Source organism: Polaromonas sp. YR568, from assembly GCF_900116715.1.
In the GTDB taxonomy this organism is placed as follows: Bacteria; Pseudomonadota; Gammaproteobacteria; order Burkholderiales; family Burkholderiaceae_C; genus Polaromonas.
The window spans coordinates 138,782-158,232 of the sequence record NZ_FPBM01000005.1 but is presented as its reverse complement, the minus strand read 5'-3'; the positions used below and the strand labels follow the sequence as shown (position 1 = coordinate 158,232).

The 19,451-nt window shown below is 59.4% G+C and carries 24 protein-coding genes and 1 tRNA gene; 15 read left to right on the top strand and 10 right to left on the bottom strand.

Features of this window, described 5'->3' with window-relative positions; genetic code table 11:
- Window positions 1-11 precede the first annotated feature (11 nt).
- From rplR to BM408_RS12640, 13 genes are all read left to right on the top strand, one after another.
- On the top strand, window positions 12-377 hold the full coding sequence (gene rplR, locus BM408_RS12700) for a 50S ribosomal protein L18 (protein ID WP_007869273.1): 366 nt from the start codon (window positions 12-14) through the stop codon (window positions 375-377).
- Between the two features lie 17 nt (window positions 378-394).
- The gene (gene rpsE / locus BM408_RS12695) at window positions 395-913 is read left to right on the top strand and encodes a 30S ribosomal protein S5 (protein WP_092130234.1); all 519 of its coding nucleotides are present in this window, start codon (window positions 395-397) and stop codon (window positions 911-913) included.
- Window positions 914-925: 12 nt separating this feature from the next.
- The gene (gene rpmD, locus BM408_RS12690) at window positions 926-1,108 is read left to right on the top strand and encodes a 50S ribosomal protein L30 (protein ID WP_092130233.1); all 183 of its coding nucleotides are present in this window, start codon (window positions 926-928) and stop codon (window positions 1,106-1,108) included.
- 13 nt (window positions 1,109-1,121) lie between these two features.
- Window positions 1,122-1,553: a 50S ribosomal protein L15 gene (gene rplO, locus BM408_RS12685; protein ID WP_092130232.1), complete on the top strand. Its 432-nt coding sequence runs from the start codon at window positions 1,122-1,124 to the stop codon at window positions 1,551-1,553.
- Window positions 1,554-1,573: 20 nt separating this feature from the next.
- Window positions 1,574-2,893: a preprotein translocase subunit SecY gene (gene secY, locus BM408_RS12680; RefSeq protein WP_092130231.1), complete on the top strand. Its 1,320-nt coding sequence runs from the start codon at window positions 1,574-1,576 to the stop codon at window positions 2,891-2,893.
- Window positions 2,894-2,911: 18 nt separating this feature from the next.
- On the top strand, window positions 2,912-3,130 hold the full coding sequence (gene infA, locus BM408_RS12675) for a translation initiation factor IF-1 (protein WP_007869286.1): 219 nt from the start codon (window positions 2,912-2,914) through the stop codon (window positions 3,128-3,130).
- 30 nt (window positions 3,131-3,160) lie between these two features.
- Window positions 3,161-3,274 carry a 50S ribosomal protein L36 gene (rpmJ, locus tag BM408_RS12670; RefSeq protein ID WP_028820150.1) on the top strand — a complete coding sequence of 38 codons (114 nt, stop codon included), beginning with the start codon at window positions 3,161-3,163 and terminating at the stop codon, window positions 3,272-3,274.
- A gap of 24 nt (window positions 3,275-3,298) precedes the next feature.
- Window positions 3,299-3,664, top strand: coding sequence for a 30S ribosomal protein S13 (gene rpsM / locus BM408_RS12665; protein WP_092130230.1), 366 nt, complete (start codon window positions 3,299-3,301; stop codon window positions 3,662-3,664).
- 13 nt (window positions 3,665-3,677) lie between these two features.
- Window positions 3,678-4,082, top strand: a complete 405-nt coding sequence (rpsK, locus tag BM408_RS12660) for a 30S ribosomal protein S11 (RefSeq protein WP_007869288.1) — start codon at window positions 3,678-3,680, stop codon at window positions 4,080-4,082.
- Window positions 4,083-4,216: 134 nt separating this feature from the next.
- The gene (rpsD, locus tag BM408_RS12655; protein ID WP_092130229.1) at window positions 4,217-4,840 is read left to right on the top strand and encodes a 30S ribosomal protein S4; all 624 of its coding nucleotides are present in this window, start codon (window positions 4,217-4,219) and stop codon (window positions 4,838-4,840) included.
- 94 nt (window positions 4,841-4,934) lie between these two features.
- Window positions 4,935-5,924: a DNA-directed RNA polymerase subunit alpha gene (gene rpoA / locus BM408_RS12650; RefSeq protein WP_092130228.1), complete on the top strand. Its 990-nt coding sequence runs from the start codon at window positions 4,935-4,937 to the stop codon at window positions 5,922-5,924.
- 85 nt (window positions 5,925-6,009) lie between these two features.
- Window positions 6,010-6,411, top strand: a complete 402-nt coding sequence (rplQ, locus tag BM408_RS12645) for a 50S ribosomal protein L17 (RefSeq protein WP_092130227.1) — start codon at window positions 6,010-6,012, stop codon at window positions 6,409-6,411.
- A gap of 18 nt (window positions 6,412-6,429) precedes the next feature.
- Window positions 6,430-6,506 (top strand) — tRNA-Met (locus BM408_RS12640).
- A gap of 214 nt (window positions 6,507-6,720) precedes the next feature.
- Here BM408_RS12640 and BM408_RS12635 read toward each other — a convergent pair.
- Both BM408_RS12635 and BM408_RS22920 read right to left on the bottom strand, forming a co-directional pair.
- Window positions 6,721-9,921, bottom strand: a complete 3,201-nt coding sequence (locus BM408_RS12635) for a BTAD domain-containing putative transcriptional regulator (RefSeq protein ID WP_092130226.1) — start codon at window positions 9,919-9,921, stop codon at window positions 6,721-6,723.
- Window positions 9,908-10,063 (bottom strand): hypothetical protein, encoded by a 156-nt coding sequence (locus BM408_RS22920; RefSeq protein ID WP_175541774.1) that lies wholly within the window; start codon window positions 10,061-10,063, stop codon window positions 9,908-9,910. Before BM408_RS22920 ends, BM408_RS12635 begins: the two co-directional genes overlap by 14 nt.
- Before the next feature lie 344 nt (window positions 10,064-10,407).
- Here BM408_RS22920 and BM408_RS12630 point away from each other — a divergent pair, with 344 nt between their 5' ends.
- Window positions 10,408-10,692 carry a hypothetical protein gene (locus tag BM408_RS12630; RefSeq protein WP_139237341.1) on the top strand — a complete coding sequence of 95 codons (285 nt, stop codon included), beginning with the start codon at window positions 10,408-10,410 and terminating at the stop codon, window positions 10,690-10,692.
- A gap of 1 nt (window position 10,693) precedes the next feature.
- Window positions 10,694-11,005, top strand: a complete 312-nt coding sequence (locus BM408_RS12625; protein WP_256375258.1) for a transposase — start codon at window positions 10,694-10,696, stop codon at window positions 11,003-11,005.
- Window positions 11,006-11,036: 31 nt separating this feature from the next.
- On the opposite strand, the gene BM408_RS12620 is transcribed toward BM408_RS12625, so the two are convergent.
- From BM408_RS12620 to BM408_RS12585, 8 genes are all read right to left on the bottom strand, one after another.
- A complete protein-coding gene (locus BM408_RS12620) occupies window positions 11,037-11,432 on the bottom strand; it encodes a RidA family protein (RefSeq protein ID WP_092130223.1) in 396 nt (131 codons plus the stop codon).
- Complete coding sequence (locus BM408_RS12615; RefSeq protein ID WP_092130222.1) at window positions 11,425-11,868, bottom strand: acyl-CoA thioesterase; 444 nt, start codon at window positions 11,866-11,868, stop codon at window positions 11,425-11,427. Before BM408_RS12615 ends, BM408_RS12620 begins: the two co-directional genes overlap by 8 nt.
- Window positions 11,865-13,544: a benzoate-CoA ligase family protein gene (locus BM408_RS12610; RefSeq protein ID WP_092130221.1), complete on the bottom strand. Its 1,680-nt coding sequence runs from the start codon at window positions 13,542-13,544 to the stop codon at window positions 11,865-11,867. Before BM408_RS12610 ends, BM408_RS12615 begins: the two co-directional genes overlap by 4 nt.
- Window positions 13,541-14,722, bottom strand: coding sequence for an acyl-CoA dehydrogenase family protein (locus tag BM408_RS12605; protein WP_092130220.1), 1,182 nt, complete (start codon window positions 14,720-14,722; stop codon window positions 13,541-13,543). Before BM408_RS12605 ends, BM408_RS12610 begins: the two co-directional genes overlap by 4 nt.
- A 42-nt stretch (window positions 14,723-14,764) precedes the next feature.
- Window positions 14,765-15,619 carry an enoyl-CoA hydratase family protein gene (locus BM408_RS12600; RefSeq protein WP_092130219.1) on the bottom strand — a complete coding sequence of 285 codons (855 nt, stop codon included), beginning with the start codon at window positions 15,617-15,619 and terminating at the stop codon, window positions 14,765-14,767.
- On the bottom strand, window positions 15,616-16,101 hold the full coding sequence (locus BM408_RS12595; protein WP_092130218.1) for a MarR family winged helix-turn-helix transcriptional regulator: 486 nt from the start codon (window positions 16,099-16,101) through the stop codon (window positions 15,616-15,618). Before BM408_RS12595 ends, BM408_RS12600 begins: the two co-directional genes overlap by 4 nt.
- 49 nt (window positions 16,102-16,150) lie before the next feature.
- The gene (locus BM408_RS12590) at window positions 16,151-18,472 is read right to left on the bottom strand and encodes a bifunctional salicylyl-CoA 5-hydroxylase/oxidoreductase (RefSeq protein WP_092130217.1); all 2,322 of its coding nucleotides are present in this window, start codon (window positions 18,470-18,472) and stop codon (window positions 16,151-16,153) included.
- A 137-nt stretch (window positions 18,473-18,609) separates the two neighbouring features.
- The gene (locus BM408_RS12585) at window positions 18,610-19,359 is read right to left on the bottom strand and encodes a 2OG-Fe dioxygenase family protein (protein ID WP_092130216.1); all 750 of its coding nucleotides are present in this window, start codon (window positions 19,357-19,359) and stop codon (window positions 18,610-18,612) included.
- Window positions 19,360-19,451 lie beyond the last annotated feature (92 nt).

The window sequence follows — 19,451 nt, the reverse complement described above, 5'->3', positions numbered from 1 at the left end:
GGAGCTGCATCATGTTGACCAAAAAAGAGCAGCGCCTTCGTCGTTCACGCCAGACCCGTATCCGCATTGCCACGCAAGGCGTTGCCCGTCTGACCGTCAACCGCACCAACCTGCACATCTATGCCAGCGTTATTTCTGGCGACGGCACCAAGGTTCTGGCTGCCGCTTCTACTGCAGAAGTGGAAGTGCGCAAGGAAATCGGCGCCTCGGGTAAGGGCGGAAACGTTGCTGCTGCGCAAGCCATTGGCAAGCGCATTGCCGAAAAGGCAAAAGCAGCAGGTGTTGAAAAAGTGGCGTTTGATCGCGCCGGTTTTGCGTACCACGGCCGCGTCAAAGCGCTGGCTGATGCGGCTCGCGAAGCTGGTTTGCAGTTCTAAGCAGACTGGAATTAAGTATGGCTAAGTTTCAAGCAAAATCGAACAACGACGCTCCAGACGATGGTCTGAAGGAAAAAATGATCGCGGTCAACCGCGTGACCAAAGTCGTGAAGGGCGGCCGTATCCTCGGTTTCGCCGCACTCACGGTGGTTGGTGACGGTGACGGCCGCGTCGGCATGGGCAAGGGCAAGTCGAAAGAAGTGCCGGCAGCCGTGCAAAAGGCAATGGAAGAAGCGCGCCGCAACATGACCAAGGTCTCGTTGAAGAACGGCACCATTCACCACAATGTGTTCGGTCACCACGGTGCAGCCAGCGTCATGATGGCGCCGGCTCCCAAGGGTACCGGCATCATTGCAGGCGGTCCGATGCGCGCTGTTTTCGAAGTGATGGGCATCACCGACATCGTCGCCAAGAGCCACGGTTCGAGCAACCCGTACAACATGGTGCGCGCCACCATGGACGCACTGAACAACTCTACGACTGCGTCGGAAATCGCGGCCAAGCGCGGCAAATCCGTCGAAGAAATCTTCGGTTAAGGCGGCACTGAAATGACCAAAGAAACCAAACTCAAAGTCCAGCTGATTCGCAGCCCGATTGGCACCAAGGAATCGCATCGCGCCACCGTGCGCGGTCTGGGCCTTCGTGGCATCAACAGCGTCAGCGAATTGCAGGACACGCCCGCAGTGCGCGGCATGATCAACAAGATCAGCTATCTGGTCAAGATTGTCTGAGCGGAGACTCAAAATGGAATTGAACGGAATCAAGCCAGGCCAAGGCGCCAAACATGCCAAACGACGTGTCGGTCGCGGCATTGGCTCCGGTCTGGGTAAAACATCTGGACGCGGCCACAAAGGTCAAAAGTCCCGTGCAGGCGGCTACCACAAGGTGGGCTTCGAGGGCGGTCAAATGCCCATGCAGCGTCGTTTGCCAAAACGTGGCTTCAAGTCGCATCTGCTGAAGTTCAATGCAGAGGTCACCTTGAGCGCGCTGGAACAACTCGGCCTGGCCGAAGTGGATCTGCTGGCGCTGAAGACGGCCGGCCTGGTGGGTCAGCTCGCCAAGAACGTCAAGGTCATCAAGTCGGGTGAACTGTCCAAGGCTGTGAAGCTGAACGGCATTTCCGCCACGGCAGGTGCCAAGGTCATCATTGAAGCCGCCGGCGGCTCCGTCGCTTAAATACCTGACTGGATAAATCAGTGGCAACCAACTCGGCTCAAATTGCGAAAACCGGTAAGTACGGTGACCTGCGCAACAGGCTTGTGTTTTTGCTGCTGGCCCTGGTGGTGTACCGCATTGGCGCGCACATCCCGGTGCCAGGGATTGACCCTGGCCAGTTGAAAGAGCTGTTCAAGGGCCAGCAGGGCGGCATATTGAATCTGTTCAATATGTTCTCCGGCGGCGCCTTGTCGCGATTCACGGTGTTTGCCCTGGGCATCATGCCGTACATCTCGGCCTCGATCATCATGCAGTTGATGACCTACGTGGTTCCGACTTTCGAGCAGATGAAAAAAGAGGGTGAAAGCGGCCGCCGCAAGATCACCCAGTACACGCGCTACGGTACGCTGGCTCTGGCTTTGTTCCAGTCCATGGGCATTGCGGTGGCGCTGGAAAGCTCTCCAGGTCTGGTGCTCGCACCCGGCTTTGGCTTCCGCATGACCGCGGTGTTCAGCCTCACGGCCGGTACGATGTTCTTGATGTGGTTGGGCGAGCAGATCACGGAGCGCGGTCTGGGCAACGGGATTTCCATCCTGATCTTTGCAGGTATCGCCGCTGGTTTGCCAAGCGCAATGGGTGGTTTGCTTGAATTGGTGCGGACCGGTGCCATGAGCATTGTTGTGGCGATTGTGATCGTCGCTGTTGTGGTGCTGGTAACGTATTTCGTGGTGTTTGTGGAACGTGGGCAGCGCAAGATCCTGGTGAACTATGCGCGGCGACAGGTTGGCAACAAGGTCTATGGCGGTCAGTCATCGCACTTGCCGCTGAAGTTGAACATGGCAGGTGTGATTCCTCCCATCTTTGCTTCGTCGATCATTTTGTTGCCAGCGACCGTTGTGGGTTGGTTCAGCTCTGGTGAAAGCATGCGTTGGCTGAAAGATATCGCCAGCACGCTGACACCGGGCCAGCCAATTTACGTGATGCTGTATGCCAGCGCGATTGTGTTTTTCTGCTTCTTCTACACGGCGTTGGTGTTCAACAGCCGTGAAACCGCAGACAACCTGAAAAAGAGCGGTGCCTTCATTCCTGGTATTCGTCCAGGGGACCAGACGGCCCGCTATATTGACAAAATCCTGGTGCGTTTGACGCTGGCAGGTGCGGTGTACATCACGTTCGTGTGTCTGCTGCCGGAGTTTCTGATTTTGAAATACAACGTGCCTTTCTATTTCGGTGGCACGTCGTTGATGATTATTGTCGTGGTGACCATGGATTTCATGGCCCAGGTACAGAACTACATGATGTCGCAACAGTATGAGTCGTTGCTTAAAAAGGCGAACTTCAAGACGTCACTGGGCGGTTAACTGGGTATTTGATGGGATATGTCTAAAGACGATGTGATCCAGATGCAAGGTGAGGTTGTAGAAAACCTCCCCAATGCGACTTTCAGGGTGAAGCTGGAAAATGGACATGTTGTATTGGGACACATCTCGGGAAAAATGCGAATGCACTACATCCGCATCCTTCCCGGTGACAAGGTAACGGTTGAATTGACGCCTTACGATTTATCGCGCGCACGAATTGTTTTCCGTGCCAAGTAAGCACAGAGTGAAAGTTTAGGAGTAATAGAAATGAGAGTTTCAGCTTCGGTCAAGAAAATTTGCCGTAACTGCAAAGTTATCCGTCGCAAGGGCGTTGTCCGTGTGATTTGCACGGATCCGCGTCACAAACAGCGTCAAGGCTGATTTCAAGAGTTTTAGAGGACGAACATGGCTCGTATCGCTGGTATCAATATTCCGCCGCAGCAACACGCCGAAATCGGCTTGACTGCTATCTTTGGCATCGGTCGCACACGCGCTCGCAAAATCTGCGAAGCATGTGACATCGCGTATTCCAAAAAGGTCAAAGACCTGTCCGATGGCGATCTGGAAAAAATTCGTGAGCAGATCGCCCTGTTCACCATCGAAGGTGACCTGCGTCGTGAAACCACGATGAACATCAAGCGCCTGATGGACATTGGTTGCTACCGTGGTTTCCGTCACCGCCGTGGCTTGCCGATGCGCGGCCAGCGCACCCGGACCAATGCCCGCACCCGCAAGGGTCCGCGCAAGGCCGCTGCAGCTTTGAAGAAATAATTGAGAGGTCGTCATGGCAAAATCACCAAGCAATAACGCCGCACAGCGCGTTCGCAAGAAAGTTCGCAAGAACGTGGCCGATGGCATCGCCCACGTCCACGCCTCTTTCAACAACACCATCATCACCATCACGGATCGTCAAGGCAATGCGTTGTCTTGGGCATCTTCCGGTGGTCAAGGTTTCAAGGGCTCGCGCAAGTCCACCCCCTTCGCAGCGCAGGTCGCTTCCGAAGTGGCAGGCCGCGCAGCCATTGAGCAGGGCATCAAGAACCTCGACGTGGAAATCAAGGGACCTGGTCCAGGCCGTGAATCGTCTGTTCGCGCTCTGGGCGCACTGGGCATCCGGATCAACTCCATTGCCGACGTGACCCCTGTTCCGCACAACGGCTGCCGCCCACAAAAGCGCCGCCGCATTTAATCCCCTTGCCTGGCTTGTCCGACGGATTGTTTCAAGCCGTCAGATACCAGGCATTTTTTACCAAGCCCACCGCCGGCAGGTTACGACCTCCGGCTCCTGCATTCAGGTGCAGCAGATGACAAAAGGACACTCAAGTGGCACGTTACCTAGGCCCCAAGGCCAAACTATCCCGCCGTGAAGGCACCGACCTGTTCCTGAAGAGCGCACGCCGCGCCATCAGCGACAAGGCCAAGTTCGATTCCAAGCCAGGTCAGCACGGCCGTACCTCCGGTACCCGTACTTCCGACTTCGGCCTGCAGCTGCGCGAGAAGCAAAAAGTCAAGCGCATGTACGGTGTGCTCGAAAAGCAATTCCGCCGCTACTTCGAAGAAGCTGATCGCCGCAAGGGCAATACCGGCGCCAATCTGTTGTTCATTCTGGAATGCCGCCTGGACAACGTCGTCTACCGCATGGGCTTTGGCTCTACCCGCGCCGAAGCGCGCCAGCTGGTGTCGCATAAGGCCATTACGGTCAACGGCCAATCGGTCAATATCCCTTCGTACCTGGTGAAGACCGGCGACGTGATTGCCGTGCGTGAAAAGTCCAAAAAGCAGACTCGTGTGACCGAAGCTCTGGAATTGGCCAAACAGGTCGGTCTGCCCGCCTGGGTTGATGTGAACGCCGACAAGGGCGAAGGCACCTTCAAGAAGGTTCCTGATCGCGATGAGTTTGCCGCCGACGTCAACGAATCGTTGATCGTCGAGTTGTACTCACGCTAATTTTCGTTCCTGCGATACGGGGCACCGTATCGCCAGGGTGTGCTTCGCCGGCCTTATCGGTGTAACGAACCGAGGGTATTGAGAGGAAGACTGCATGCAGACTAATTTGTTGAAACCAAAAACCATCAATGTTGAGCAACTTGGCACCAACCGCGCCAAGGTGACTCTGGAGCCGTTCGAGCGTGGCTATGGCCATACGCTGGGCAACGCGCTGCGCCGCGTACTGTTGTCGTCCATGGTTGGCCACGCCGCCACCGAAGTCACCATCGCCGGCGTACTGCACGAGTACTCGTCGATCGACGGTGTGCAGGAAGACGTCGTCAACATTCTGTTGAACCTGAAGGGTGTGGTGTTCAAGCTCCACAACCGTGACGAAGTCACGCTGAGCCTGCGCAAGGACGGCGAAGGTCCTGTCACCGCCGCCGACATCCAGACACCGCATGATGTGGAAATCATCAACCCTGAACACGTGATCGTGAATCTGTCGCATGGCGGCAAGATCGACATGCAAATCAAGGTCGAAAATGGCCGTGGTTATGTGCCGGGCAATCAGCGCCGTTATGGTGATGAATCTCCGAAATCCATCGGTCGCATTGTGTTGGACGCTTCGTTCTCGCCCGTCAAGCGCGTGAGCTACATCGTCGAAAGCGCTCGCGTTGAGCAGCGTACCGACCTTGACAAACTCGTACTGGAAATTGAAACCAACGGTGCAGTGACAGCTGAAGACGCTGTCCGCGCTTCGGCCAAGATTCTGGTTGAGCAATTGGCTGTGTTCGCGCAGCTCGAAGGCAACGAACTGGCCGCGTTTGACGCACCTGTTCAGCGCAGCTCGCAGCAGTTCGACCCGATCCTGCTGCGCCCTGTCGATGAGCTCGAACTCACCGTTCGTTCGGCGAACTGCCTCAAAGCGGAAAACATTTACTACATTGGTGACCTGATCCAGCGCACTGAAAACGAGCTGCTCAAGACCCCCAATTTGGGACGTAAATCCCTTAATGAAATCAAGGAAGTGCTGGCATCCCGCGGCCTTACCCTCGGAATGCGCCTTGAAAGCTGGCCACCTGCCGGCCTCGACAAGCGTTAATTGAAACCACAAGACCTCGCCTGAATGGGGGTCTCGCACGGGCAGTACCTGATACGGCTGCCCGGATTTTAAAAAAGGAAACACCATGCGCCACGGACACGGACTACGTAAACTCAATCGCACCAGCGAGCACCGCCTCGCCATGCTGCGCAACATGATGAACTCGCTGCTGCAGCACGAAGTCATCAAGACCACATTGCCCAAGGCCAAGGAATTGCGCCGCGTTGTCGAGCCCATGATCACCCTGGGTAAAGAGCCAACTCTGGCCAACAAGCGCCTGGCATTTGACCGCCTTCGCGACCGCGACATGGTGGTCAAGCTGTTCGCTGAGATCGGCCCGCGCTACAAGGCTCGTCCTGGCGGCTACACACGTATCCTGAAGATGGGTTTCCGTGTTGGTGACAATGCACCGATGGCTCTTGTTGAGCTGGTGGACCGCCCTGACGTGTCGGAAGACACTACAGCTGACACGGCCAAGGCAGAGTAAGCTACAATACACATATACCGCGCGGTGGAGCAGCCTGGTAGCTCGTTGGGCTCATAACCCAAAGGTCGTAAGTTCAAATCTTGCCCGCGCAACCAACATGCTAGCTAACCAAGCTAGTAACAAAACGCCCACTGATGTGGGCGTTTTGCTTTGTGCTCATAAATCTGCAAGTCTCTCTTCGTCAGACAGAAAGAGCGATGTACAAGATAAGAGCCCGCCAGCGTACATACTTCGCCGGGCGCGATTAATCTGGCAAGCGCTGTCGACGGCGTCAATCGTCTAGTCTGAACTGTTTGCCAGCTTGCGAAGTTACCTGGCGTGAAACAGGCCCAGCGCTACGGCCAGCTTCTCAGTCTCCTCAGAGGGTTTCTTTCCAAGAAGAATGGACAAACTGTCCCGGCAACGGCGGTACGCGCTGAATGCCGCAGATGGGTCGTTCTGCGCATGTGCACAGCGCATAAGCGCTCGATAAACGACCTCCGAGAGCGGTTCGATCGAAAGCGCCCGCAAGTACAAATCACGCGCCTGGTTCCACTGGGCCAGCTGCTCCAGCTGGGTTCCCAAGGCTGTGGCCAATGCCAAAAAGCGCTGCTGTGTTCGCTCGCGCGCCGGGAGAAACCACGCCTCCTCATCTCCATCGCAAAGCGGGCCACGATAGATCGCCAGCAAATCACCGGCCAGTTTCACTACACTGTTTTCGGAAGGGCTGGCAGGCAAGCCATCGACTTGCCGGCACAATGCATCGAACCCAAAGAGATCAGACGAGATGATTTTTGTGTTCACACAAACTCTTCCACCTGAAACCAGGATGGCTTCATCGGTCTTCAGAAGCTTCCTGAGGCGATGCACTGCCACGCTGAGGGCCGATCTTGCGCCTTCGGCCTCCGGCCAGAAGTTTGCAATCAATGCGGTTTGGCTCCTGCCGGCTTCGCCGGAGATCAGCAGCATCTTCAATAACTTGTGCAGCCGTTGCTGAGACTTCCCTTTCGATGGAGCCGCCGTTCCATCGAACAGTAACTCCATTTTTCCAAAAATACGTACTTCAACAGGGCGCGGCCAATTGGCACTGAAGCGCTTTGGCGCGGCAAGGCCTTGCCGCTGAATAATGTCCCGGACATAGGCGACATCAATTCCGGCATCAAGCGCCAATGCGGCAAGCGTGCCGGCCAGAACGGGGAATCGAACAAAGAACCCACGATTTTTCTGCTGCCGATGATTCTTGAATGCACTGGTTAGCAGGACCCTTCCCTGTGCTTCGTCACCTTCGGTAATGTGCTGATAGGCCTGAATAAAGGCACGGTTCTGAATCGCGAGCTCCTGGTCGGCGCCGTGCGCATGGGCAATTGCTTTTTCAAGCCAAACATATGCCGCCGCAAAATTCCCCATCTGTGCATGGCAGTTTGCAACTGTGCGCCCATGACGCGAGTGTTCTGCCGGCGATGTAGCGCATTCAGTAGAGCGCTCAAGCAGGTTCTTCATCGCCTGCATGCATTGGTCATTGTCTCCACGCTGCAGAGAATACGAAAGCTCAAGGCAGGTAAAACGAAGCAGGTCAATCTTTGCCGCCCCTGGCAGAGTTTCGCGGAGCTGTTGCATGGCCGTTTGGGCAGCTGTCAAATCATTGGCTGCCAGTAAAAGCAGGCAGTCCATGTACCGCAAATGAAAAATCACCTGGCTAGGGGCAAAATCGATTGCCAGTTTCAGGGCGAAGTCCGTCAACTGCCGGGCGCTTTGCAAGTCGCCGTTCAGATCGAAGTACCAACGCGCGGCCCGAATGCAGCACCATACTCTCGTAGTCGGACTAATCGCTGATTCTTTGACATAACTTCGGACCATACCGGCTATGCGTGAGACAACATCGGCGTCGATCCAGTGCATGCAAAACAGAAGAACTCCGCCGGCGGTCAGTTGTTCAGCATGATCTGTGACTTGCGGCATCAAATCCATGACCCGCTTGACACTGCTTTGAAGTTCGAGGCTGTCAGGCGACGAATGAAACAGGGCGGCGACGAGTCGTGAGTTGATCACCAGGTCTTCTTCCGTACTGAGCTCACCTGGATCTATCTGCCTCATCGCCTCGCGCAAGGCAACTATCCACTCATCGAGGTTCTGAAAATCCCCCGAGCCATAGTAGGCGAGATAGTTGTCGACGATGGCCGCAATCGTGAGCGCTTGCCCGCGAACATCACTCAGTTCACAAAATGCCCGGTGCGCCGAAAGCAGGGTTTCCTTTGCAAGCACTGAGTTAACGGGATTCTGAAAAACACCGTGCCAGTAGCGCAACCAGGGATACGCCCCCACCATCTCTGGTGGTAACCAGCCTAGCCACTCGCACCAGCTAAGACCCCGCCCGCTGGACTTCATCGGCTTTGCCACACGAATCAACAGGCTGGCTAGAAGATCAAATGCATGTGCGTCGCGGTACAGGCGGGCGGCCTCTTCAGTACGACCTTGCCCATCGATCATGACGGCAGCACGCCGCAATTGTGCGAGCCGGGTGCCGGCGTCCAGCCGCCGGGTAGCTTCTTCCTTGAGGAACTCCTGAAAAAGCGAATGAAAATAATAAATCGGCGTCTTGGTGCCCCGACAGTCGACAAACAATCCATCGCGATACAGCTGTTTAAGCAACCGGCCAGCGTCCTCGTTCCCAGTCAATAGCACCGCGTCTGGCTCCGAGATGCTCGAAAGACAGGACAGCATCAGCAGCTGCTTCTGAGCGGGCTCTGGCATCCGCTCCAGAATGACGCCGGCAAAATAGCGACAAATTGCCTCACGCCCCTCAAGGCGCGGTATCGATTTCTGTTCAGGTGTTTTGGCAAGATGGCTGCGCAGCATCACGATACCCGCCGCCCAGCCGTCGGCCTGATTGAGCCACTCCATATCGTCGTTGGCTTCGGCCGAAGCCTGGCCAAGCTGCCCTAGCGCCCTGGCTTCCGCGGAGCTCATGCGAAGTGCCTCACGTGAGAGGGTTGCAATTCGCCCGCTCAACTCAAGATGAGCAAGCCGCACGGGCGGTGGATCTCGACTCAGCGCCAGGACATTCACGCCCTCCGGAATTTCGCTGAACGCAATCTCCATCAACTCGCCATGCGTTGACCAATCCAGATCCTGGCAATTGTCAAATACCACAACCGTGTTGTCAGGGAGTCGTTTATAAAAGTCACGAAAAAAAATTCTGGCGAACCGCGGCAGGTCTTCCGCCAACTCCGCCGCCAGCCAGGGAAGTGTTGCTCCGGAGTTACCCAGCGCCAGCGCAAGAAAATAAAAAAAAGCTGCCGGGTCTGAATCCGTGCTGTCGATCTGGTACCAGATCGACGGCAGCTTGACATCGGCCAGGTAAGTTGCCGCCAAGGTTGTTTTGCCCGCTCCAGGTATTCCGACAACCCAGGTCGCAGCGTGCGAGTGGCGTAAAGCGTCCAGTCTCGTGAAAAGATGGCGGCGTGGAAGTGCGCCATGCAAGCGCGGGACCGAAAGCTTGGCGTAATTAGCGGCGGAATCAGAAAATCGCATCGAAAAAAGTTCTCTGGTTAAGCTCGGCAAACACGATGCGGCTGGCGACAAGTTGCATGGCAACAAGCCAGTTCATCGCAATCACTACTCGCTTTGCTGGCTTCGCTTCATAAAGCTTCCCGTTCATCGAGATGTCTGTCATGAGCACCTCGGTCACATTAATTCACTATGTGCGATACGGGTAGATGCGCTGGGCGCCTCTAAGTAGTGGCTTGCTGGAGTTGTAAATACGAACTTACCATAGCGTTTCAGCGCTGTCGTTAGCCCGCCGGTTTGATTCCGTCGGTTTGGCGTAACCCAATTGTTAACTCGTAACTATTCCGTAAGACCTCGCCCGACTGGATGGAGGATGGAAAACCTGGATTCCCGATTGGTAAATCATTCGTAAATCCTCGCGACCTAGCATGAGGGGTCGCCTCGTGATGTGGGCGAAAAATAGCAAAGCGTTGTACCAAGCCTTCCCCTTCATCCAACGAGGAAGAAATAGTGAAAACCACCCATTGGCGCGATGCTGTCGTTATCGCCCCGGTAACTCATGCGGCTCCAGTGCAAGCCCAGGGGTATTTCAACAGGATAGTCGGGCCGCAATTGCTGTTCGCATCGGGCGGCGCGGCCGACATCGTCGTCCGCGTGACTGCTGAGCCGCTCAGTAACGCGCTGGGTCAGCCGGTGATCGTCGTTCGGTTAATGCTTGATGGCTACTCACCGAGCACTGCCGCGGTGCCTGCCATGGCCACGGCTCCCGTGATCAACCTCAATAAGAAGTGCTGAAGTGGCAAAGACACGAAGAGTCTTCACGTTGGAAACCAAGCGGGAAGCGGTGCGCCAGGCAACGCAGCCTGGCAACACGATTGCGCGCTTCTCACGGGAACTGGGCGTGCATGAAAGCGTGCTGCGTCGCTGGATTCAGGAACTGGCTTCTGATTCTGCGACGCCGATGGCCGATGCGGTTCGAAGTGACGAGCAAAGTGCTGAACTTGCTCGTCTGAAGCACCAGGTGACACAGCAAAAAATTGCACGCGAAACCGTCGCAACCGCGTTGCGCAGTTTCTGTACATCACCATCCGGCGCGTCTGACCGATAGCGCGTTGGCGGTTCTTTTCAGATTGAGAGCTTCAATCCGGCAGGACAGCCGTCACCTCGATCTCCACACGCGCACGCTCCTCCACCAGGCCGGCCACCTCGACACAGGTCATGGCCGGGAAGTTCTTCCCCATGACTTCGCGGTAGGCACCACCCAGTGCCTTGAGGCTGTCGATGTATTCCACGCGGTCTACCACGTACCAGGTCATCCGAACCATGTGCTCGGGTCCGGCGCCGCCGGCTTTGAGAACGTCGGCGATATTCAGCAGCGCTTGCCGGGTCTGCGCAACAAAGTCATCGCTTTCAAACTGCTGCTGGGCGTTCCAGCCAATCTGGCCGCCCACAAACAGCAGCGCGCCGCGCGCCAGAATGCCGTTGGCATAGCCCTTGGGCTCCGCCCAATCGGGTGGTTGTAATTTTTTAAACATGTGTTTCCTGGGGTGTTTGTAGATAAGGCATCAAGGCGCTGCGCATGTCATCGGGGATGCGCACCGGTTTGCCGTTGGGGACTTGTGAATAGACCACCACGCCATGGGCTCTCAGCCTGATGGTGCTGGTGCTGCCCGGCGCGGGTGCGGCACCGTGGATTTCATACAGCATGCCCATGCTTGAGTTGCCGATGCGTGTCAGCTCCAGCGTCATCGTGAGCGGGTCGCCATTGCGGCACATGCCGAGAAACTCGGTCTTCAAATCGACAATCGGCACGCCTGTGCCGCCTGCAATCAGGATGTGTTCCGGAAAACCGATATGGGCCAGGAAGTCTTCCTGCACCTCATGCAGCAGGTAGAAAAACTGCGGATAAAAAACAATGCCAGCCGGGTCGCAATGATGAAAACGGACCTGCTTTTGAATAGTGAACTTCATGACTGGCGCAGCTTGAAACGTTGCAGTTTGCCGGTCTCCGTGCGTGGCAGTTTGTCCACGAACTCGATCTGGCGCGGATACTTGAACGGCGCGAGCATGGCCTTGACGTGATCTTGCAGCACTTTGACTGTGCCGTCTCCGCCGGCCTCGCCGGGCTTGAGGACCACAAAGGCCTTGACGATCATGCCGCGGTCGTCGTCGGGCAGGCCCACCACGCCGCATTCGGCCACCGCCGGGTGCTTGAGAAGGGCATCTTCCACCTCCGGGCCCGCCACGTTGTAGCCGGCGGTAATGATCATGTCGTCCGCACGCGCCTGGTAGAAGAAGTAGCCGTCGGCATCCTGCATGAAGGCGTCGCCGGGGTAGTTCCAGCCGCTTTTGACATAGTTGCCCTGGCGCGCGTCATCCAGGTAGCGGCAGCCGGTGGGGCCTACCACGGCGAGTTTTCCGACCGTGCCGCGGGGCACCTCTTCGCCGTCGTCATTCACGACCTTGGCGGTGTAGCCTGGCACTACCTTCCCGATGGCGCCGCGACGCACGTCGGCACCTGCGGCGGAAATAAAGATGTGGAACATCTCGGTCGCGCCTATGCCGTCAATCATCTCGATGCCGGTGGCGTCTTTCCACAGTTGCCGCGTGGCGTCAGGCAGGCTTTCGCCGGCGCTCACGCACAGCCGCAGGCTTGGCACGCCGTGCTGCTTGGCAAAAGCCGCCATCTGCCGGTAGAAGGTGGGCGCGGTGTAGCACACGGTGGCGCCCACCTGGTTGATGAGCTTGACCATCGCCTCCGGCGTATAGCCGATGGACGGGTAATACACGGAAGCACCGGCCCACATCGGAAAGATCAGCATGCCGCCCAGGCCGAAGGTAAATGCCAGCGGCGGCGAGCCGACTACGATGTCGTCGGGCCTGGCCTTGAGCACATGGCGCGGCCAGGCTTCGCAAGCAGCGAGCACGTCGCGATGCGTGTGCACCGCAGCTTTGGGCTTGCCAGTGGTGCCGGACGTAAACGCCATCAAGGCGATGTCATCCGCCGCTACCGGGCAGGGCGTGAACTGCCCGTCTTTTTGCGCCGAGAGCACGGCGAGCGATCCGGGCTCGTCCATCAGGTTGAAGGGAACGATGACTTGCAGGGTGCTGCTTTGCGCCTTGGCGGTCTGCAGCTCTTCCAGCAGGCTGGCGTCGCACAGGGCAAGTGCGGGCCGGGCTTTTTCAATCACTTCGCCCAACTCTTTGGCGCGTAGAAGCGGCATGGTGGCCACGGCGACCAGCCCGGCCTGCACCACACCCAGCCAGGCCAGCGCCATGCCGATGGAGTTGCCGCCGCGCAGCAGCACGCGGTTGCCCGGCTGCAGCTTGAAGTCTTCAACCAGCACTTGTGCGATGCGGTTGACCCGCTCCAATGCGTCGGCATAAGTCAGGGTGATCTTGTCCGAGCGCAGCATGGGCTTGTCGGCGCGCCCTTCGCGGATGGCTTTGGCAAACAGGGACTGGACCAGATTGGCTTGCGCCGGAATGCGCAGCTCGGGCATGGCGTAGACCATGCGCGGTAATGCTTGCTGCGCAGGCAGGCGCTCGTGCACAAACCGGTCGGCTTGCGCGGACGGCGCAGCGGCTGGCGCTTCCGTGGAGACGGCAGCCGGGCCGGAAACAGTATCGGAAACGGAGGTGCTCATGATTGCAATACGGCCTTTCCAATAATGAGTTGCTGCACTTCGGTCGCGCCTTCGTAAATGCGCAGGGAGCGGATGTCGCGGTAAAGGCTTTCCACCTTGGTGCCTACTTTCACGCCCAGGCCACCGTGCATTTGCAGCGCCATGTCGATGACCTTCTGGGCGTTCTCGGTGGCGGTCATCTTGGCCATGGCCGCTTCGGCGGTAATGCGCGCGCCGCTGCCCAGCCGTTCGCTCTCGTCGCGCATCCAGGCGGCGCGGTAGGTCAGCAGGGCGGCCGCGTCCACCAGGGCCGCCATCTCGCCGAGCTTGGCCTGCGTGAGCTGGAAGTCCGCCAGCGTCTGACCGAACATCTTGCGTTCTTTGGAGAAGCGCACCGCCTCGGCCAGCGCGCGGCGCGCCATGCCCAGCGCCGCAGCGGCCACCGATGCGCGAAAAATATCCAGCGTCTGCATCGCCAGCTTGAAGCCGCCGTGCAGCGCGCCCAGCTGGGCATCCTGCGGCAGCTTGCAATGCGTGAATTTCAGCGTGGCCAGCGGATGCGGCGCCATCACGGCGATGTGTTCGCTGGTGTCCAGGCCCTGGCTGTCTGCGTCCACGATAAAAGCCGTGATGCCGCGCGTGCCGGCCTGTGGGTCCGTCTTGGTGAAGGTGACATAAAAATCCGCAATGCCGCCATTGCTGATCCAGGTCTTGCTGCCGTTGACCGTCCAGCCATTGCCCGCGCTGACGGCGGAGGTTGCCATGGCGCCCGCGTCGGATCCGGCATCCGGCTCACTCAGGGCAAAGGCCGCAATCTTCGCGCCGCTGGCCACCTGCGGCAGATAGGCCGCTTGCTGCGCGGGTGTTCCTGCCAGCGTGATCGCGCCGCTGCCCAGGCCCTGCATCGCAAAGGCGAAGTCGGCCAGGGGCGAATGAAAGGCCAGCGTTTCCCGCAGGATCACCAGCGCGCGCGAATCCAGCTTTTCCAGCGCGCCGCCCAGTGCGCCGTCTTTGCCGGCCGGCACGCAGTAGCGCAGCCACTGGTTGGCGCCCAGCAGCTGGACCCATTCCTTGCAGGCCTTGCGGTCATCGCTTTCATCGATGTGCTGCTGCCGCATCCAGTCGGCCAGCCGGCGGCCCAGGTCGCGGTGGACATCGTCAAAAAAGGGCAGCGCCAGATGGGCGGTGGTCGATCTCATGCGTGAAACATCCTTGCCTGGTTGACTCGTCGAGCGTGCGCTTCAGTCGCCGCGGAACTCGGGCTTTTGCTTGGCCGAAAACGCCTTGTAGGCGCGGGTGAAATCCTGCGTCTGCATGCAGATGGCCTGCGCCTGAGCTTCGGCCTCAATCGCCTGGTCCAGCGTCATGGCCCATTCCTGATGCAGCATGGTTTTGGTCATGCCGTGCGCAAAGGTCGGGCCCTCGGCGAGGCTTAGCGCCAGCTTCTGCGCCTCTGCCAGCACATCCTGCGGCTCATGCAGTGCGTTGAAAAATCCCCATTGCAGGCCTTCCTGCGCGCTCATGGAGCGGCCGGTGAAGAGCAGCTCCGACGCACGGCCCTGGCCGATCAGGCGCGGCAGCAGGGCGCAAGCGCCCATGTCGGCACCGGCCAGGCCCACGCGCGTGAACAGAAAAGCGGTTTTGGCCTGGGCGGTGCCCAGCCGCATGTCGGCCGCCAGCGCCATCATGGCGCCCGCCCCTGCGCAAATTCCGTCAATCGCCGCGATGATGGGTTGCGGGCACAGGCGCATGGCCTTGACCAGGTCGCCCGTCATGCGGGTGAACTCCAGCAACTCGGGCATGGTCATCTTGGTGAGCGGGCCGATGATCTCGTGCACATCGCCGCCCGAGCAGAAATTGCCGCCGGCGCCGGTGATGACCACGGTCTTCACATCGGTGGCGCTGTTCAGCGTGCGAAACAGGTCGCGCAGTTCCGCGTAGGAGTCAAAAGTCAGCGGGTTCTTGCGCTCCGGGCGGTTGAGCGTCAGCGTTGCCACGCCTGCGTCGAACGAATACGCAAAGTGTTCCGCCTGGTGATGGGCCAGCGCATCGAACTGCGCGTGCATGGGATTACCCAGTTTGATGTAGTGCTTCATGTTGTTTCCAGTTTGGCGTCAGCGAGGGCGTTGTGGTGTTGCTTGACCTTGCCCAGCAGCTTGTGCAGCGACTCCACTTCACGCGCGGAGAGGCCTTCGAAGGCCGCCACGATCCAGGCTTCATGCTCGGCAGCCATCTCGTCAAAGAGCTTGCGGCCGCGGGTGGTCAGGCGCACGCGGTAGGCGCGCCGGTCGCCCTCTACATCCACGCGCTCCACCAACCCCTCGGTGACCAGCTGGTCGGTGATGCCGGTGACGTTGCCGCCGGTCACCATCATGCGGCGCGACAGCTCGTTCATCTTCAGGCCCTCAGGGCTGCGCTCAAGCTGGGCCATCAGGTCAAACCGGGGCAGGGTGGTGTCGAACTGCTCGCGCAACTGGGTGCGCACCTGCTTTTCCACCAGCTGCGTGCAGGTGAGCATGCGCAGCCAGAGCCGCAATGCCTCGGGGTGTTCGCTGTGGCCTCGTGCTTCCATGTCCATGGTGAGTCTCCTTGGTGGTATTCGCGCTTGCTATTGATCTGGTAGCTGCTTACGCCCGTTCCGCCTGGGCCGCGAGCTCTTTTTGCTTCGAAATTTCGCGGTAGAGCTGGTCGCGGCCGCTCAGGTAAGGCTGGGGCCAGTTCACATGCCGGCTTTGCAGCTTGGCGGCCTCATGCAGCGTCCAGGCCGGGTCGGCCAGGTGCGGGCGGGCAATGGCGCACAGGTCGGCGCGGCCGGCGGCGATGATACTGTTGACGTGGTCGACCTCCGAGATCGCGCCGACGGCAATGGTCTGGATGCCGACTTCGTTGCGGATGCGGTCGGCAAACGGTGTCTGGTACATGCGGCCGTAAACCGGTTTGGCCGCGCGTGTGGTCTGGCCCGACGAGACGTCGATAAAGTCGCAGCCGGCGGTCTTGAACATGCGGGCGATGGCAACGGCGTCGTCCGCCGTATTGCCGCCGGGCGCCCAGTCGTGCGCGGAGATACGCACGCTCATGGGCAAGTGGGCCGGCCACACCGCGCGCATGGCGCTGAACACCTCGAGCGGGAAGCGGCAGCGGTTTTCCAGGCTGCCGCCGTAGTCGTCGGTGCGCTGGTTGGTCAGCGGCGTGATAAAGCTCGAGAGCAGGTAGCCATGGGCGCAATGCAGTTCCAGCCAGTCAAAACCGGCCTCGGCTGCATAGCGGGTGGACTGCACGAACTCCGCCTTGACGCGGTCCATGTCGGCGCGCGTCATCGCTTGCGGCACCTGGTTGGTCGGGCCGTAAGCCACGGCGCTGGCCGCCAGCAGCGGCCAGTTGCCGGTGAGGAGCGGCTCGTCGGGCTGCTCCCAGCCGACTTGTGTCGAGCCTTTGGGGCCGCTGTGGCCCAGCTGCATGCCTATCCGGGCGCCGGCGCCCGACGCGTGCACAAAATCCACGATGCGCTTGAAGGCCCTGGCTTGTGTGTCGTTCCAGAGGCCTGGGCAGCCCGGCGTGATGCGGCCTTCTGCACAGGGCGCGGTCATTTCGACAAACACCAGTGCGGCGCCGCCCAATGCACGCGCGCCCAGGTGCACCAGGTGGAAGTCTTGCGGCACACCGTCTACTGCGCTGTAGGTGGCCATGGGCGAGACCACAATGCGGTTCTTCAACGAAAGCTCGCGTACCTTGAGCGGCAGCAGCATGGGCGGCGGCGCATGCGGCGCATTGCTTTTGGCCAGCCACTGCTCATAGCCCTGCAGCCAGGCGGCATCGCGCACGCGCAGGTTCTCGTGGCTGATGCGCTGCGAGCGCGTGAGCAGCGAATAAAAGAACTGCTCGGCTTCCATGCTGCTGTAGCGGTCCACGTTCTCAAACCATTCGGTCGAGTTGCGCGCCGCGTTCTGGATCTTCAGCACTTCCACCGAGCGCAGGGCTTCGTAGGTTTTGAGCGCCGCGACGGCATCACCATGTTGTGCAAAGCAGTTGGCCAGCTCAATCGCGTCTTCGAGCGCCAGCTTGGTACCGCTGCCGATCGAGAAGTGCGCAGTGTGCGCCGCATCGCCCATCAGCACGATGGGCACCTGCTTGCCGTTGATGGAAGCCTCGTGCACCCAGCGCTCGCACACCACGCGCGGAAAGCGTATCCAGATGGCCGAGCCGCGCACATGCGTGGCGTTGTTCATCAGCGGGTTGCCGTCCAGGTATTTGGCAAACAGCCGCTCACAAAATGCAATGCCGTCTTCCTGGCTCATCTGGTCCAGGCCGTGGGCCTTCCACACCGCTTCGGGTGTCTCCACGATAAAGGTGGATGTGTTCTCGTCAAACTTGTAGGCGTGCGCGGCAAACCAGCCGTGCTCGGTCTGCTCAAACGCGAAGGTGAAGGCGTCAAACGTCTTGCGTGTACCCAGCCACACAAACCGGCAGGCGCGCAACTCGACGTCGGGCTTGAAGGTGTCCGCGTAGCGGTTGCGGATGCGGCTGTTCAGGCCGTCGCTGGCGATCACCACGTCGGCGTTATATTGCGCCGCGATGGCCTGGTCGTCCTGCACATCGGTTTCAAACACCAGGTCCACGCCCAGCGCCATGCAACGTTCTTGCAGGATATTGAGCAGGCGCTTGCGGCCAATGCCGCAAAAGCCGTGGCCGCCCGAGCGCACCGAACGGCCCTTGAAGAAGACTTCCACGTCGTCCCAGTGGTTGAACGCGTCGCCAATCAGCTGCGCACTGACCGGGTCTGCCACACGCAGGTTGCCCAGCGTCTGGTCGGACAGCACCACGCCCCAGCCAAAGGTATCAAAAGGCCGGTTGCGCTCGACCACCGTGACCTGATGCGCCGGGTTCTGCAGCTTCATCAGCAGGGCGAAATACAAACCTGCGGGACCACCGCCCAGGCAAAGAATGTGCATGAAAGCGTACTCTCTGGATTAATCTGGCTTTAATTGTTTAGGTTTAAACTAAATCCGTCAAGCGGGTTTTTCCGCAATTCCAGAAACTGTCTGCAACATGGCCAGGTAAAGGCGGCCGGTGCTCCGGCCGCGGGGCGTCAAGGCGCCTGGAAGCTGGCTGCTCTGTAAGTGAGCACCAACGTGTCCCGGAAGCTTTTTACCGGTTGGTCGTCTGCCGGCAGGATGGGCGTGGTCTCGTGGATGACGCGGGCGTCATCCAGCAGCAGCGCCGTCAGGGGCTCCTGCATCACAAAGCGCACGCCGTGCGGGCCGTTGGCGTCAAACACCCGGGTCTCGCCGCCCTTGACGCCGTGCCGCGCCACCATCATCACCACCACAAAGTCCACGCCGTCGCGGTGCGCGCCTTCGGGGGTGGGGCGGCCCACGCCGCCCGCAGTGTCGATGCGGAACTGGTGCGCTTCAATATGCCAGCGCCCGGCAGGCTGCACCTGCGCAAACAGCTTTCCCAGCCCGGCCAGCAGGTCTGTCCACGCCGGGGCGGTGGCTACGGCGGGCTCGACCGGGTCAAACCATCGCTCAAAGCCGCCGTGCAGGGCGTTGTAGTCGGTGGGCTGCCAGTGGGCGCGGTGCGGGGTTTGCGTCAGCGCGCCCGTGGCCAGGTCCTGCACGAAGCAGGAATGGCGGCGCTTGCGGTAGTGCCCGCCGTCTTTCAGATGCGCGTCGGGCGGCAGCCGGTCCCAGGAGCCGGTCAGCGCCTGCCAGCCTGAGGTCCATGCCGGCGCGGGCAGCGCCAGGGTGGCCGTCAGCTCGGTGGGGTTGAGCAGGCTGAGGCCATCCTGGCTGAGCGCCTGGCGAGCCGACTTGGGGACAGTGGCGATATTGAACATGGCGCTATTTTGCTTGAGCGCACCTGCCCTTCGGGAACTCCGGGCGCAATCCCGAGACTCCAACAGGTGAAACAGGCCTACATACGCCAGCC